The 15,834-nt window shown below is 61.8% G+C and carries 13 protein-coding genes; 6 read left to right on the forward strand and 7 right to left on the reverse strand.

Annotation, left to right across the window (positions count from 1 at the left end; all coding sequences use genetic code 11):
* Window positions 1–39 precede the first annotated feature (39 nt).
* Window positions 40–1,308 carry a multiple monosaccharide ABC transporter permease gene (mmsB, locus tag ACFX4T_RS09965; protein WP_377651644.1) on the forward strand — a complete coding sequence of 423 codons (1,269 nt, stop codon included), beginning with the start codon at window positions 40–42 and terminating at the stop codon, window positions 1,306–1,308.
* Between the two features lie 52 nt (window positions 1,309–1,360).
* On the forward strand, window positions 1,361–2,458 hold the full coding sequence (locus ACFX4T_RS09970) for a substrate-binding domain-containing protein (RefSeq protein ID WP_377651645.1): 1,098 nt from the start codon (window positions 1,361–1,363) through the stop codon (window positions 2,456–2,458).
* A gap of 80 nt (window positions 2,459–2,538) precedes the next feature.
* Here ACFX4T_RS09970 and ACFX4T_RS09975 read toward each other — a convergent pair whose 3' ends face one another.
* Window positions 2,539–4,068: a polysaccharide lyase family 1 protein gene (locus ACFX4T_RS09975; protein WP_377651647.1), complete on the reverse strand. Its 1,530-nt coding sequence runs from the start codon at window positions 4,066–4,068 to the stop codon at window positions 2,539–2,541.
* A gap of 300 nt (window positions 4,069–4,368) precedes the next feature.
* Between ACFX4T_RS09975 and ACFX4T_RS09980 the strand changes: the two genes are divergently transcribed.
* Together ACFX4T_RS09980 and ACFX4T_RS09985 are read left to right on the forward strand one after the other, a co-directional pair.
* The gene (locus tag ACFX4T_RS09980) at window positions 4,369–5,793 is read left to right on the forward strand and encodes an ABC transporter permease (RefSeq protein ID WP_216924855.1); all 1,425 of its coding nucleotides are present in this window, start codon (window positions 4,369–4,371) and stop codon (window positions 5,791–5,793) included.
* 2 nt (window positions 5,794–5,795) lie between these two features.
* Window positions 5,796–6,488 (forward strand): ABC transporter ATP-binding protein, encoded by a 693-nt coding sequence (locus ACFX4T_RS09985; protein ID WP_216924854.1) that lies wholly within the window; start codon window positions 5,796–5,798, stop codon window positions 6,486–6,488.
* Here the strand turns inward: ACFX4T_RS09985 and ACFX4T_RS09990 are convergent.
* The 4 genes from ACFX4T_RS09990 to ACFX4T_RS10005 all read right to left on the reverse strand — a co-directional run bounded on the left by ACFX4T_RS09990 (window position 6,466) and on the right by ACFX4T_RS10005 (window position 10,168).
* Window positions 6,466–7,647 carry an ABC transporter permease gene (locus ACFX4T_RS09990; RefSeq protein ID WP_377651649.1) on the reverse strand — a complete coding sequence of 394 codons (1,182 nt, stop codon included), beginning with the start codon at window positions 7,645–7,647 and terminating at the stop codon, window positions 6,466–6,468. The two genes, ACFX4T_RS09985 and ACFX4T_RS09990, sit on opposite strands and share 23 nt — an antisense overlap.
* Window positions 7,644–8,375: an ABC transporter ATP-binding protein gene (locus ACFX4T_RS09995; RefSeq protein WP_377651651.1), complete on the reverse strand. Its 732-nt coding sequence runs from the start codon at window positions 8,373–8,375 to the stop codon at window positions 7,644–7,646. Before ACFX4T_RS09995 ends, ACFX4T_RS09990 begins: the two co-directional genes overlap by 4 nt.
* 2 nt (window positions 8,376–8,377) lie before the next feature.
* A complete protein-coding gene (locus ACFX4T_RS10000) occupies window positions 8,378–9,478 on the reverse strand; it encodes a biotin/lipoyl-binding protein (RefSeq protein ID WP_377651653.1) in 1,101 nt (366 codons plus the stop codon).
* A gap of 303 nt (window positions 9,479–9,781) precedes the next feature.
* Entirely contained in the window at window positions 9,782–10,168 is a 387-nt protein-coding gene (locus tag ACFX4T_RS10005; RefSeq protein WP_377651655.1) for a hypothetical protein, read from the reverse strand.
* A gap of 230 nt (window positions 10,169–10,398) precedes the next feature.
* Between ACFX4T_RS10005 and ACFX4T_RS10010 the strand changes: the two genes are divergently transcribed.
* Window positions 10,399–11,469 (forward strand): Gfo/Idh/MocA family protein, encoded by a 1,071-nt coding sequence (locus ACFX4T_RS10010; protein ID WP_377651656.1) that lies wholly within the window; start codon window positions 10,399–10,401, stop codon window positions 11,467–11,469.
* A gap of 64 nt (window positions 11,470–11,533) precedes the next feature.
* On the opposite strand, the gene ACFX4T_RS10015 is transcribed toward ACFX4T_RS10010, so the two are convergent.
* The gene (locus ACFX4T_RS10015; RefSeq protein WP_216924848.1) at window positions 11,534–11,974 is read right to left on the reverse strand and encodes a DoxX family protein; all 441 of its coding nucleotides are present in this window, start codon (window positions 11,972–11,974) and stop codon (window positions 11,534–11,536) included.
* A 156-nt stretch (window positions 11,975–12,130) separates the two neighbouring features.
* Between ACFX4T_RS10015 and ACFX4T_RS10020 the strand changes: the two genes are divergently transcribed.
* Window positions 12,131–13,234, forward strand: a complete 1,104-nt coding sequence (locus ACFX4T_RS10020; RefSeq protein ID WP_377651657.1) for an FAD-dependent oxidoreductase — start codon at window positions 12,131–12,133, stop codon at window positions 13,232–13,234.
* Window positions 13,235–13,303: 69 nt separating this feature from the next.
* On the opposite strand, the gene ACFX4T_RS10025 is transcribed toward ACFX4T_RS10020, so the two are convergent.
* On the reverse strand, window positions 13,304–15,523 hold the full coding sequence (locus ACFX4T_RS10025; protein WP_216924846.1) for an NADP-dependent isocitrate dehydrogenase: 2,220 nt from the start codon (window positions 15,521–15,523) through the stop codon (window positions 13,304–13,306).
* Window positions 15,524–15,834: the final 311 nt, after the last annotated feature.

The following is a 15,834-nucleotide window of genomic DNA, read 5'->3' on the forward strand; positions in this document are numbered from 1 at the left end:
GGCCCAGACTCACCCCTTCCTGACACAAGGACCAAAACAATGAACGCGCTCAAGAAGCTATTTGGTGGCAATACCCGCCAGTTCGGCATGATCTTCGCCCTGGTGGCACTTATCGTCTTCTTCCAGATCTTCACCGAGGGCCGGACACTGACGCCGGGCAACGTGATCAACCTGTTCAACGGCAACTCCTACATCCTGATCCTGGCCATCGGTATGGTCCTGGTCATTATTGCCGGCCACATCGACCTCTCTGTGGGCTCAGTGGCCGCATTTGTGGGTGTTTCCGTGGCTCTCGCCATCCGCGACTGGGGTATCCCCTGGTACATGGGCGTGCTCTTCGGGCTGGTGCTCGGTGCCGTGATCGGGGCCTGGCAAGGATTCTGGACAGCGTATGTGGGCATCCCCGCCTTCATCGTGACGCTGGCAGGCATGCTCCTGTTCCGTGGTTTCAACCAGTTCGTGGGCAAATCCAACACCATCCCCGTCCCCAGCGACTTCCAGTACCTGGGCTCCGGCTACCTGCCTGAAATTGGCCCGAACACTGGCTTCAACAACCTCACGTTGCTGTTGGGAATCCTGGCCGCCGCGTTCGTTGTCATCATGTCCCTGCGGGCCCGGGCTACCAACAAGGCACTTGGCGCCGACGTTCCCGAGCTCTGGGTCGAGGTCACCAAGCTGGTCCTGATCTGCGGTGCCATCCTCTACGCCACGTACCTGTTCGCCACCGGCCGCCCCGGAACCTCCTTCCCTATCCCCGGTTTGATCCTGGCCGTGTTGGTCCTGATCTACGGTTTCATCGCTGACAAGACCGTCCTGGGCCGCCACGTCTACGCCGTGGGTGGCAACCGGCACGCTGCAGAACTGTCCGGTGTGCAGTCCAAGAAGGTCAACTTCATGGTCATGCTCAACATGTCCGTCCTTGCAGGCCTCGCCGGCATGATCTTCGTTGGCCGATCCACCGCATCGGGTCCGTTTGACGGCGTCGGTTGGGAACTGGACGCAATCGCAGCCGTGTTCATCGGTGGCGCCGCCGTTACAGGTGGCGTTGGTACCGTGATCGGCTCGATCGTCGGTGGCCTGGTGATGGCCGTACTGAACAATGGCCTGCAGCTTCTGGGCGTAGGTGCCGACCTTACCCAGATCATCAAGGGCCTGGTGCTCCTCGCCGCTGTCGCCTTCGACGTCTACAACAAGACCCAAGGCAAGCGGTCCATCACCGGCCTGCTACTGAAGAACTTCCAGCGCAACAACGACATCAAGCCGGACGAAACCACGTCCACCAAAGAGGTCATCTCCAAGGAAGCCTGACCGGTTTCCGCCTGACTCGCTCCACCCCACCACACAGAAAGTGAACCAAGATATGCGAATGTTTGGTAAAGCAGGAAAGGCAGCAGCAGTCGCTGCCATCGCGGCACTGGCGCTGACGGCCTGCGGCCGCTCCGACAGCGGCTCAAGCAGCAGCACAGCTGGCGGGGAAGCGTTCCCCAAGGACTCGCTGATCGGCGTCGCCCTTCCACAGAAGACCAGTGAAAACTGGGTCCTCGCGGAGAAGCTGTTCAACGACGGCCTCAGCGGCGCCGGGTTCAAGCCCGACGTCCAGTTCGCCAACGGCGGCGTGTCCGAGCAGCAGAACCAGATCAGCGCCATGGTCACCAAGGGTGCCAAGGTAATCATCGTTGGTGCGATCGACGGCGCGCAGCTGGGTACGCAGCTCAAGCAGGCCAAGGACTCCGGCGCCACGGTCATTGCCTATGACCGTCTGCTCCTGAACACGGAGAACGTGGACTACTACGTGGCGTACGACAACTTCAAGGTCGGTGTGTTGCAGGGCCAGGCCCTGCTGGACGGTTTGAAGGCCAAGAAGCCTTCCGGACCGTACAACATCGAGCTCTTCGCGGGCTCCCCGGATGATGCCAACGCCAAGGTCTTCTTCGACGGCGCCATGAGCGTCCTGAAGCCGAAGATCGACGACGGAACGCTCAAAGTCCTTTCCGGGCAGACCGCCTTCGAGCAGGCTGTAACCCAGGGCTGGAAGGCTGAAAACGCCCAGCGTCGTGCTGACACACTGCTGACCGGCAGCTACGGCACCGCTTCCCTGGACGGCGTCCTCTCCCCGAACGACACCCTGGCCCGTGCAGTGCTGACGTCCGTCAAGGCCGCTGGCAAGCCGCTCCCCGTGGTGACCGGCCAGGACTCCGAGGTTGAGTCCGTCAAGTCGATCATGGCTGGCGAGCAGTACTCCACCATCAACAAGGACACCCGCAAGCTGGTTGAGCATGCCATCACCATGGTGAAGGACCTGCAGGCTGGCAAGCAGCTGGAAATCAATGACAAGGATTCCTACAAGAACGGCGTCAAGACTGTTCCGGCTTACCTGCTCCCGCCGCAGATCGTGACGGCAGCCAACGTCAAGACGGCTTACGTGGACGATCCGGTACTCGGCCCGATCACCAAGTAGCCGAGCACTACTTAACAGCAAAGCCCCGGTCCGCAAAAATTTGCGGGCCGGGGCTTTCGCTTTCCCCAGAACCGTAGGCGCTACTTCCCCTCTTGGACCTTGATCACGCCGGGACCCGAAAAGTTCAGCACCGCATTGCGGACTGCGTCCGGCGATTTCAGCGTCCGGTACCCGTAGTTATCCGAAGGTGACCAGCCGACGTCGGAGGTAAAGTCACGCTGGGCCCATTCAGGTACGTCGGTGCCGGACTCAGCCGCAGCGGCTACCGCCTCCGCCTTGCGTTCCTCAAAGGAGCCTTGGGCGATGGCTTCCAGGTTGACGGGCTCACCGTTAAACCAGGAACCGGTATCACTGAACATATTGCCGTTGTAACTGGTGACTGTAATGGATTCATCGGCGTTCGCCCCGGAGTAGTCAAAGGCGTTGTACTCGGAGAAAATACGGGAATCGTAGCCCGCACCGATGAAGTAGCTGGTGCCGCCCTGCGCTTGACTAATCATGGGATAGTCAGGGTCCTCGCTACTGCCGACGAAGTAGTTGTTCAGGACGTGCACTTGGCCGAAGCGGACTCGGGGACCACGCTGTTGGGTGTTTTCGAAGAGGTTCGAGATGAAGCTGACGCGCAGCTTTCCGCCGTCTTTGTCTACATGCTCGTCGCCGGATCCCAGAAGGCTCGTCTTGTCATGGTCCTTGAGTTGGCTGTTGGAGATGGTGACGAAGTCTGTTCCATCCTTCAAATCCAGCAGGCCGTCGTGGCGGATGACGGGCTCGTTCTTGAAGTCCTTGGGCGCCTCGCTGTCAGGGTAGCGGCCGTCTGTCACCAGGACATGGTCAATCCAGATGTGGTCCGAGGTCACAGCGGACACGCAGTCGAAGCGGGCGTTCCAGGCGCCGTCGCCGTCGTCGGGAGACCACGTGGTGAACCAGTCCACGGGTGATTCGATGCTCAAGTTCCGGATAACGACGTTGCTGGCCACGTTCATGATGATGTTGGCTCCCACCAGCCCGGAGTCGTCATCCAGTCCCAGGAGCGTGGTATTGCTCGGAAGGTTCACCTCGATCTGACGCTTCATGGCGTTGCTACCCTGTTGGCGCAGTTGCCTCATTTGCTTGCAGTACGGGAACGCTTGGTCGCTCCAGGTCTTGCCGTTGTCCAGGAAGCAGCTCATGTACTTCTGGATGTCGTAGCCAGGAGCGTAGTCCTGCTCGCCAAGGATCTTTCCGTCGGGGGCTTCGTTTCCGTTGATGGTCCCCCGGATGTAGATGATTTTGGGTGCCTTGGGGTCGCCGTTATTCAGCGTGGCCGCCTTGAGTTCTGCCAAGGTGCTTACCACGTGAACGTTCTCCGTCGGGGCATCGGAACCTCCGTTGGTCCCCGGGCCGGCCGGGGTGCTTCCAACGGATGCCCAACCCGTGGGAGCTGAATCGTGTATTGAGACTGTGGGCGAACCGTGCAGATCAACCGGATCGGCGCTGCTGGCCGGCGCGCTTGCCAGCGTTGCCGCCAGCGCGATGCCGGCTACTGCTGCCACCGTGGCTGGGCGCCGCCGTGAAGTGCGTTTCGGGAATTGGGAGTGAATGTGGTTCTTCGGGGATGCTGTGGACGTCATTGGCCTGTTTTCCGGCATGCCAAAGAGCACATGCCTGGTAGCGGGAATGGGCGATTCGACTAACTGCTTTTCCTTGCCCTCACTGCGAGAAAGCGCTTTCTCGCGGGGCTGTCCTATTATGCCTGTGCAGCTCGCCACGCTGTCAAGAGGTCGTTCGGAATCCGGACCCGCCGGACGTCCCGGATTTTCACAGCGCACGCATAGCTTCGACAGGCTTCCTGCACAGCAGCGCTCAGCATCGTTGGACCTGCAGCCCGCGAGCCAGCGGTCTGCGGAACTCAGCAGGTCCAAAGGAGAAACGTGAGCGTCCTTGCCCGAAGCGTAGGCAATGCCTTCCGCAACAAAATCAGAACGGCCGCGGTAGTCGCTGTGCTGGCCGTAGCGATCGGCCTGGCGTTGGCCATGCTTGTGGCCAACCAGGCCGTGGGTGCCAAGGTCCAGGAGCTCAATGCTTCCGTGGGCACCACCCTGACGGTGAATCCGGCTGGTGGGCAGGGCTTCGAAGGTGGCGGCGAACCGCTCACCGCTGCTCAAGCGCAGACTGTAGCCTCGGTCACCAACGTGACCTCCGTGGTGGGTACCAAGGCGCTGCGCCTCCAGACGGCGACGGCAGAAACAAGCACCACGCAGCAAGGTGGCGGTTTCGGTCCCGGCGGGCAGCAGGCCAGCGTCACTACCAACCTCACGGCAGCCATCGATGCCGGCACCCTCGGCAACCGGAACGGCTCCACCAGCAACACCGGAGGTACAGGCACTACCCAACGAGTACGCACCCTTCCCATTGCGGCCACAGGCATCGGCGCCGAAGTTGACAGCGCCGGCAAGGCCTTGGACATCACGAGTGGCACCGGACTGGGCGACTACACTACGGCTCAGGCAAAGGCGCTGGTGGGGACGACGCTGGCGCAAAAGAACAACCTCACAGCGGGTTCCACTTTCACCATCCAGGACAAGACGTTCACGGTCGCAGGCATCTTCGACGCCGGAACCGCCTTCGGAAACAACGCCGTCTACGTCACCCTTCCAGAAGCCCAAACGCTGGCAGCGACTCCTGACGAACTCTCCACGATGATCGTCACGGTCAACAGTATGGAAAACGTCGACAGCACCAAAACGGCCGTCCAGTCCGCGTTGGGAACCAGCAAAGCCGACGTCACCCAAGGCCAACGCAACCTCGAAACTGCCGTCAGCTCGCTGGATAGCGTCAAGAACATCTCCCTGGTCGCGTTCATTGCAGCACTCGCTACAGCCGGACTCATCATCCTGCTGATCATGGTCATGTTGGTCCGTGAACGCCGCCGCGAAATTGGCGTGTTGAAGGCCATCGGTGCCAGGAATCGCACCATCGGCCTGCAATTCGTCCTTGAATCGCTGGTACTCGTGGCTTTGGGCAGCGTGGTGGGCGCCGCCATTGCATCGCTCGCCAGCGGCGGTATCGCATCAGCCCTCATCAGTTCAAACACCAGCACGACGGCGGCAGGCAGCACCCAGCGCGGCGGCGGCTTTGGCGGGGGTGGTTTCGCCGGTGGCGGTTTTGCCGGTGGAGGCCAGGGCGGTCCCTTCGGTGGGGCCTCTCAACTGCTCACGTCTGTCTCGGCGAGCGCCTCCCCCGGTGTCATTGCTGCAGGCATCGCCGCGGTCTTCGCGGTCGCCATCATCGGCGCATTGGTCCCGGCCTTGCTGACCGCGCGCATCCGTCCCATCGAAGTACTCCGAGGAGAATAGCCGTGATTGTTGTCAAAGATCTGGTCCGACAGTTCAAGTCCGGGGACCGAACCATCAAGCCGGTCAACGGCGTCAGTTTCGAACTCGACAAGGGTTCGCTGGCTTCCATCGTCGGTAAGAGCGGCAGTGGCAAGAGCACGCTGTTGTCCCTGCTGGGTGCGCTTGATAAGCCAACCAGTGGAGACGTCGTCGTGGATGGCGTCAGTTTGGCGGGGCTTCCGGACAGCAAACTGACCGAGTACCGCCGGCGGGACATCGGTTTCGTGTTCCAACAGTTCAACCTGATCCCGAACCTTAGCGCCGTGGACAACGTCATGCTGCCGATGGAGTTCGCCGGGGTCCGGAAGGCTGCGCGGCTGAAGCGCGCCAAAGAACTGCTGGAACAGGTGCAGCTGGATCCGGAGAAGCAGTCCCGCCGGATCAATCGATTGTCCGGTGGCGAGCAGCAGCGCGTCGCGATCGCACGGGCACTCGCCAACGAACCCAAGCTCATCCTTGCCGACGAGCCCACGGGAAACCTGGACGAGCAAACCGGTGAGCATATCATCGAACTGTTGAGCTCACTGAGCCGCGACCACAACACCACCATCCTGGTTGTCACCCACGACCGCAGCCTGGCGCAAAAAACGGAACGCTGCTTCCGCCTTCAGCAGGGCCGGCTTACGGAGGAGATCAAAACCGGATTGCATCGATGACCTTGACGCGCACCGCCACGAGCGCAGGAATGGCTCCGGCGAGTGCGCCCACAAGGACAGCTGCCCCGAAGCCCAGGAGCGCAGCGTCAATGGGGAACGACGGATACTCAGTCAATCCCGGCGCCACCTTTGACTCGATCCACGGGTTTTTCACCACCGCGACGGCCAGCATGACTCCTGCCAGGCCGGCGACTGCGGTGGCAACCACGGATTCCATCATGACTCCGAAGAAGATCCGGCCGGAAGTCGCGCCGAAGCTGCGGCGGATGCCGATTTCCCGGACCCGGTACCGCACGGTGACCATGGAGATGTTGAGCATTCCCACGGCGCCGAGCAGGAGAACCAGTCCGGCTACGCCGCCCACGATCCATTGCGCGGGACCCAGCGGATCCCCATACGCGGCGAAGTCCATCCGGCTTGCCTGCGCGTAGTACCCGGGAAATTGCCCCTGGAGGTCCGTGGAAATGGCTGCGGCCAGGGAATCGGCCTGTTCCTCCCCCACCCACACTTTGAACTCGGACATCTGGGACTGCATTCCGGTCACCGCGGCTCCGCCGGTGAGGATGAAAGCGGCCGGAGGTTGCTGCGGATAGGCATCAGGTACGACGCCGATAATCACCGCCGTGGCGGGGTGCTCACCCGGGATGGTCACAGTCGGACTGGTGGTCAGGTTGGGCATGCCTGCTTGGTTGTAGAACGCTTCGGAGACCACGACGGCGGGTGCGAGCCTTTGCTCGTCGTCGGCAGCGAACCAGGTTCCTTGGGTGAGTGGGACCCTGTGGATGATGCCGTATCCGATGTCCACGATCGTCACGTCCACATTGGTCACGCCACGCGGAAACTGGAAGCCAGCCTGGGTCCTGCCAACGTGGGTGGACGTGGTGATGCCGAAGCGCTGTTGGATGCCTTCGTAGACCTTCTCCAGTTTCGCAGGATCAGGCGTGGAAGGGCCGTTGACGCTCAGAGACAAGGTGGCAACCCGGCCGCCGTTGCGCTCGGACTGCACCTTGATCCCTTCACGGACCAGGCCGCCGATTCCCACCACCGATGTCAGCGCAGCCACAGACAGGGCGACGCCAAGGAGGGCCAAGAGGATACGGACCTTGTTGATCCTGAGTTCCTGCCACGCTTCGACTAGCGTGGAAATGAAGCCGGTCATGCGCTGACTCCTGCTGATTCGGCAACTGCCAGCGGGCTGAGCACACCGGAGTCGAGGCGGTAGCAGGCTCGTGCCAGCGCTGCCACATTGGTATCGTGCGTGATCGTGACAAGTGCGGCTGCAGTTTCCGTGGCCACGGTGTCGAGCAACGCCATGACAGCCTGCCCGGTTTCCACGTCCAGGGCACCCGTTGGTTCATCGGCAAGGATGAGCCTCGGCCTGCGGACCAGCGCCCGGGCGATCGCCACACGCTGCTGCTCACCACCGGAGAGCATATTTGGCATGGTGTGGGCGCGCTCGGCCAGCCCGACGCGATCCAGCATGTCCATGGCAAGTTCCCGGCGGCGCCAAAACTCCCTGCCGTGGGCGTAAAACAGGGGCGTGATGACGTTGTCCAGGGCGCTGCGGCCAGGGAGCAGGTTGAATTGCTGGAACACGAAGCCCACTGTGGAACCGCGTAAGCGGGCGCGGGCGTTGCTGCTCAACCGGTCCGCCGGTTGGCCAAGGAATTCCAAGTCACCGGAGGTGGGGACATCGAGGAGCCCCAGGAGGTTGAGCAGTGTCGATTTTCCGCACCCTGAACGGCCGACAATGGCTGTGTGGTCACCGCTCTGAACCTCGAGGTCGATGCCTCGGAGGATGTGGAGCTGCTGCTGGTCCGGCAAGATCACTGAACGCGTGACCGAGCGGAGGCTCACGAGAATTTCGTTGGTGCTTGTCGCGTCCATGCTTAACCCGCCGGAATGTAGGTGCCCTGCCCAGGGCCCATCATGGGGTTCGGGGCAGCCGGGGCGCCGGGCACGAACTCTAGGACCTGCTCGCCCTCGGTCAAGCCGGACGTCACTTCAACTACGTTGCCATCATTCAAACCAAGCTGTACGGTGCGCTCCTCCGGAGCAGCCCCGCTCCCTCCTGCGCCCGCAATCCAGACGATGCCGTCCTTCACGCTGCCTTTCACCGAGGTCAGCGGAACTGTCACCACATCAGAGGCCACCCCGGCGCTTACCGTCATGGTCGCGCCAAGTCCGGCAAAGACCTCGTGCCCGGCCGGGATTGCGCAGCTGAGCGTTCCTGTTGGCGTGCTGCCACCATCCTGCGACTGGCCTCCCCCGCCACCCGGGATCGCGACGGCCCCGCCGACACCCATGCCAGCACCTCCGCCAGTGGAGGACAAACCGCCCGAGCTGCTGCCGCCGTCGTCGGACGCGTTGTTCTTGAGCGTCACTTCGGTGCACTGGAACGGCGCCGGACCGCCAACCAAAGCGATCTCGGCCGGGCCGGGCTTGCCGAGCAGGCGGTACTGCTGGGCGGCCGTGACAGAGCCGGCCACAGTGTACGTGCCGGGGTCGATCTTGCCGACGTTTTCCCCCACGCTCACTTGTTGGTCGATCAGCGTGGTCAGGGACTGCAGGGTACCGCTGCTGGGGGCAAGGATGTCGAAGTAGTCATACACGGGCTTCGGCGCCGAGGACATTCCGTCCTTCGATGGCTGCGCGGATGTCACAGCGCGTTCTGCTTTGACCTGGAACAGGGCGTCGCCCCTGGCCACAGTGGCGCCTTGCTCCACGAAGACCTTGATGACCTTGCCAGCCGATGTGCTCCGTATGGCTTCAGCGGCGTCGCTCTGAACGGTGCCCTTGATTTCAACGGTATTGGTGACTGTTGCGCGCGTGGCCGGGACCACCGGGATGTCCACCTGCGCCAACGGTGCTGGCCCGGAATCCGAAGGCTTGAGGCCATCTATGAAAGCGATCTTGACCAAAGCCACAGCAATCACTGCGAAAACCACTAGCCAGGCAACCGGCAAAATGACGCGCCGAAAAATACCCATCCCTGCTCCATTTCGGTAACTCCCCACAGAACCTCTGCGAGGGATGATTACCTCAGCCTAGGCGAGGTTTCTCATTACGATGGACATTCGCGTGACTCGGGAACTCGGTTCCCGACGTTCCCGGACGAACATGTGCTTGTTCCGTCAACCTCACGGACAACGAAAAAAATCGTGAACAAGGGCGGCATCCGCGCTGATGGTCAGTCTCCCGGCGTCCGGAATGGGTGATCGCGACGTGACAAACGTCGTAACCAAAATTGGTGGTATATTCCCCAGATGGCTGCGTGCCATGAGCATCGTGATTCACCACATTTGGGGGAAAATCTTGGTGATGACCACAAAGCAGGTGAAAACCCGCAGAGATCCCGCGAGCAGGCTGTCATTCTTGGGCGCGGTAATCATTGCGACCTTTCTCGGTGCCGTAGTCGTCGTCACCGGCTCTTCAAATTCGAGGGCGATGTCTACAACTGGGAGCGAGATCCTAACGGCAGTGGCCGTTGCGGGATTCCAAGGGTCGATGGTTGCCATCGTGGCAGCAGTCCTTATGTGGTTTCCGACGTATAGACACATTTCAAAGAAGATGCGATTGGCGCTGCAATTTCCGGTAATGATGGTTTGCGGCGCGGCTACTGCCATTCCTGTCGCGATTGCCGACATTGCATTCACTTTGCATCCGGGTTTTACAGGCATATGGGCTGTCTATACCCTTTTTGCCGGTATCTGGAGCGCCTCCCTAGCTTGGGTACTAGTTACTGTCGTTCCTCGTCGGATCGAAAAAACTCCCTATTTATGGTGGACAGGGGTCCTCGTCCTTTCAGTCGGCGCTGTTGTATACGGGATACGGCTGTTTGGGGGTTCTTTCTGGCCCTAGTGGCCAGAATTGTTCCGGGAGCCGTTGCCGGAATGAGAGGATGACAGGCATGACGCTCCCTATCGCCCGGCCGTGGCTGTCCAGCCAGACCAACCAGGATCCCCGGGCTGCCACCGGACGCCGCTTGCGCTGGGGAGTGGTGTCCACGGGCAACATCGCCAGCAGCGTTTCCCAGGATCTTTCCCTTCTGGAGGATGCAGAACTCTACGCGGTGAGCTCCAGGACCCAGGCAGCCGCGGACGCATTCGCGCACACGCTTGGTTTCGCCAAGGCGTACGGGAACGACGGCGGTGTCCCCGGCTACCAGCGGCTGTTCGAGGATCCCGCCGTCGATGTGGTGTATGTGGCCACACCCCACGCACAGCATTTCCAGATCGCCGCGGCCGCCCTGCGCGCCGGTAAGCATGTCCTGTGCGAGAAGGCCCTCACCATCAACGCCCGTGAGGCCACCGAGCTGGTGAAGCTGGCCCGGGAGAACAACGTGTTCTTCATGGAGGCCGTGTGGAGCCGGTTCCTACCGAGCATGCAGCGTGCCTTTTCCATTGCCGCATCGGGGGAAATTGGGCACGCCCAGTGGGTCAGCGCAGACCTCGGCTTCCCTGCACCGTACGATCCCTCCGCCCGCATCTGGGCACTCAATGACGGTGGCGGTGCACTGCTGGACATTACCGTCTACCCGTTGCTCTGGGCCCTGGGAACATTGGGCTTCCCACAGTCCGTTACCGCGATCGGCACCCTAAACGAGGACGGCGTGGACACCCAGAATGCGTTGACGCTCGGTTATGCCAGCGGGGCCCAGGCACAATTGACGTCGTCCCTCACGGCCCACGGACCGCGAACGGCCACCGTGGCGGGCGGACTTGGGTACCTGCAGACGGTGGGCTCGGTCAACAATCCGCGCGAGCTGCTGATCCGGGTTGGCTGGGACGAGCCGCGGCACGAACGCTTCGACGTGGTGGGCGTCGGGTACACCTACGAACTCCGTGAAGTGACACGGTGCATTCAACAGGGGCTACTGGAGAGCCCGGTGATGCCGCTGGAAGACTCCATCAACGTCATGCGCTTGTTCGATGGCGTCCGGTCCCAGTTGGGGATCAGGTACCCGAACGACGCTCGGTGACTGCCGTTTTTGGTGGGCCGACCGCGCGTGGTGGGTGCCGGCGTCGGGAGTTAACCCAGCTGTATTAACGCCCTTGGCGTGCTGGTTGCCTTGCCAGTTTCCGGTCCAGCGAGAACGCACCAGGACCGAGGAACACAAAGGCTACCGAAATGGCGAAATAGATGATCAGCAGCTCGGCAGTTACGCCCGCCTTGTCCGTGAGCAGGGGCTTGCCCGCTTCCGTCACGAACCAGATACCGGCGAACAGAATCGCTGCGAGGAAGCCAGCCACCCTGGTTAGCGCTCCGAGTACCAGGAGCAAGCCCAAACCAAGCTCACCGGCAATGACCAGCCAGGCTACTATCTCGGGCTTCTGCACCCCCATGGCAGCAACCGACGCGGCAAAGGCGGCGTGCCCGGCCATGAGCTTCTGGATGCCGTGCACCATGACCAGTGCGCCGAACACCACACGCAGGACAGTGACGCCGCGGGCAGAGGACTTGGGAGAGGGGTGAAGGAATTTCACGGGTTCCAATCTTCCATGCCTTTGGGACTAGTGCCAACCCAAGTAAGTAGCAGCAAATGCCCTTTTGAGCGCTCAAAAGGGCATCTGCTGCGACCTAGTTGGGCGGGTGGGGGCAGAATGGAACCTGATAGTGGGTCGAGGGTGGATGGAGCTGGCATGCAGGTTGACGTCGTAGTTGTTGGCGGAGGAGCAATGGGATCGGCGGCCGCCTGGCAGCTTTCCCGCAGCGGGAAGTCCGTGATTCTCCTTGAGCAATTCGAGGCCGGTCACCACATCGGCGCCTCGCACGGCGCCACCCGCAACTTCAACACCGCCTACGCCGAAGCCGACTACCTGGACCTCCTCGCCGAGTCCAAGACCCTGTGGGACGAACTCGCTGCGGAAACCGGGGCCCCGCTGCTGGACCTGGTGGGCCTTGCGAACCACGGCAACGTGGAGCGTCTCCGGACCATCCAGGAGGCTCATCAGGAACGTGGCATCGAAAGCTACTTCATCTCCGCAGACGAGGCCATGGACCGGTGGCAAGGAATGAACTTCGTCACCGACGTTCTCTTCGTACCGGGGTCTGGAAGGATCCGTTCGGCCAACGCACTCGAGGCGCTTCGGAAGGCAGCTGAGTCCCGTGGAGCGATCTTCAAATTCTCGACGCCGGTCCGCGACATCCGTGTAGACGGCGCCGAAACCGTGGTGGTGGTGACAGACGAGACTGAATATACCGCCAACCGTGTGGTAGTCACCGCCGGCGCTTGGACGAACAAGGTCCTCGGCGAGCACGCCAAGCTGCCGCCGCTGGTCGTTACCCAGGAGCAGCCCGCCCACTTCACGCCAGTGGACAACACGCTCGTGTGGCCGAGCTTCAACCACACCCCAGATATGGACGATCCCGCGTACGAGTACTGGTATAGCCCCGTCTACGGAATGCTCACACCCGGTGAAGGCGTCAAAGCCGGTTGGCACGGCGTGGGCCCCGTCATGGACCCCGACGAGCGCACGTTCCAGCCGATCCCCGAGCAGCTCGACGCCTTGGTGCGTTACGCGCAGGAGTGGCTTCCCGGCGTCGACCCTTCCACAGCGGTTCCCATCAGCTGCACCTACACCACCACGCCCACTGAGGACTTTGTGCTGGACCGCTTTGGACCATTGGTGGTGGGCGCCGGGTTCTCAGGGCACGGTTTCAAGTTCACGCCAGCTATCGGCCGGGTGTTGAAGGACATCGTCGACGGCGGTGTGGCACCTCAACGGTTCCTGGCCGACCGTTAACGGCAACTGACTCGCAGTTGTGGTTGCCATGAGCTCTCCAAGCAACCACAACTGCGAGCCAGTTGGGAATTAACGAAGCGTCGCGAGGACCTTGTTGAAGGTAGCCGACGGACGCATGATCTCAGCAGCCTTGGCAGCGTCCGGACGGTAGTAGCCGCCCAGATCGACGCCGGGACCCTGGACTGCGTTCAGCTCGCCAACGATGACTTCCTCGTTGGAGGTCAGGGCCTCGGCGATGGCAGCGAAGTCCTTCGCCAGCTCTGCATCCTCAGTCTGCTTGGCCAGTTCCTGTGCCCAGTACATGGACAAGTAGAAGTGGCTTCCGCGGTTGTCCAGCTCGCCAACGCTGCGGCGCGGGGACTTGTTTTCCAGCAGGAACGTACCCGTGGCGCGGTCCAGAGTGTCGGCCAGGACCTGCGCGCGGGCGTTGCCCGTGGTGGTGGCGAGGTGCTCGAAGCTGACAGCCAAAGCGAGGAATTCACCCAGGCTGTCCCAGCGAAGGTGGTTTTCCTTGACCAGCTGCTGCACGTGCTTGGGAGCAGATCCGCCGGCGCCGGTCTCGAAGAGGCCACCACCGTTGATCAACGGAACGACGGAAAGCATTTTGGCGCTGGTGCCGAGCTCAAGGATCGGGAACAGGTCCGTGAGGTAATCGCGGAGGACGTTACCGGTGACGGAGATGGTGTCCTCGCCCTTACGGATGCGTTCCAGGGTGAAGGCCGTTGCCTCCTCCGGGGACATGATCTCGATCTGAAGGCCCTCGGTGTCGTGGTCCTTAAGGTACTCGTTGACCTTGGCGATGAGGTTGGCGTCGTGCGCACGGCCCTTGTCCAGCCAGAAAACGGCCGGGGTCTGGGAAGCGCGGGCGCGGGTAACGGCAAGCTTGACCCAGTCGCGGATCGGGACATCCTTGGTCTGGCATGCGCGCCAGATGTCACCCGGGGATACCTGGTGCTCGACGAGGACGTTGCCCTGGCTGTCCACCAGCTGCATGGTGCCGGCTGCCGGGACTTCGAAGGTTTTGTCGTGGCTTCCGTATTCTTCGGCTGCCTGTGCCATGAGGCCAACGTTGGGAACGGTGCCCATGGTGGTGGGATCGAACGCGCCGTTGGCACGGCAGTCGTCCAGGACAACCTGGTAGACGCCGGCGTAGGAGCTGTCCGGGATGACGGCGAGGGTGTCCGCTTCCTTGCCGTCCGGGCCCCACATGTGGCCGGAGGAACGGATCATGGCCGGCATGGAGGCGTCGACGATGATGTCCGAGGGAACGTGAAGGCTGGTGATCCCCTTGTCCGAGTCCACCATAGCCAGTGCGGGACCGTCTTCCAGGCCCTTTGTGATGGCTGCCTTGACGCCTTCACGGACGTCCTCCGGAAGGTCTTCCAGTCCGCTGAGGATGGCTGCGAGGCCATTGTTGGGGCTGATGCCTGCGGCTGCGAGCTGCTTACCGTAGGTGTCGAACAGCTCGGAGAAGTAAGCCTTGACCACGTGGCCGAAGATGATGGGGTCCGAGACCTTCATCATGGTGGCCTTCAGGTGTGCGGAGAAGAGGATGCCTTCTTCCTTGGCACGGGCAACCTGGGCCTTGAGGAACTCGTCCAGAGCGTCTGCCCGCAGGACGGTAGCGTCCACAACTTCGCCGGCCAGGACGGGGAAGTCCTTCTTGAGGACCTTGGTGGTGCCGTCTTCACGGACCAGCTGGATGCTGAGGGAATCGTCGGCCTTGAGCACAACGGATTTCTCGTTGGAGCGGAAATCGTTCTGACCCATGGTGGCAACGTTGGTCTTGGAATCAGCAGACCAGGCGCCCATGGAGTGCGGGTTCTGACGGGCGTAGTTCTTTACTGAAAGGGGTGCACGGCGGTCGGAGTTGCCTTCACGCAGCACCGGGTTCACGGCGGAGCCCTTGATTTTGTCGTAGCGCGAGCGGATGTCCGTCTCGGTGTCCGAGGAAGGGTTGTCCGGGTAGTCCGGGAGGGCGAAGCCCTGGGACTGGAGTTCGGCGATGGCAGCCTTGAGCTGCGGCACGGAGGCGCTGATGTTGGGCAGCTTGATGATGTTGGCTTCCGGCCGCTTTGCCAGCTCACCAAGTTCAGCCAAGGCGTTGCCCGTGCGCTGCTCTTCAGTCAGGAAATCGCCGAAAACGGCGATGATGCGGCCTGCCAGCGAAATATCGCGGGTCTCGACCTCCACACCTGCGGTCGAGGCATACGCTTCCACAATCGGCAGGAATGAGTAGGTAGCCAGCATCGGCGCTTCGTCTGTGTGGGTATAGATAATCTTGGCCATTGGCGGGGTTCTCCCTGAAAGTCTGCAGATTTCAACATCTCTAAACTTACCCGAGTAGGCCGGATTGGCGGCCCTTCGTGTCCGGGATCACTCCTTCGTTACCGCTCGCCGCGGTGTTGAACGCCCGACGGCGACCTTGCCGCCGAAGCTGCCGACCGGCGTCGTGCATTGCTCCTCGGCGTGTGACAAGAAGTGAAAGTAAAATATCACAAACTATGAAACAACTCTTTACAAACTTGTCACACGCCGGGTAGCTTCGATTCCGTCAGTCGGCGGTCGCCATCACTGGCCGCCCCACTCCCTCGATAGGT

This window comes from Paenarthrobacter sp. YIM B13468 (assembly GCF_042788025.1).
GTDB lineage: Bacteria > Actinomycetota > Actinomycetes > Actinomycetales > Micrococcaceae > Arthrobacter > Arthrobacter aromaticivorans.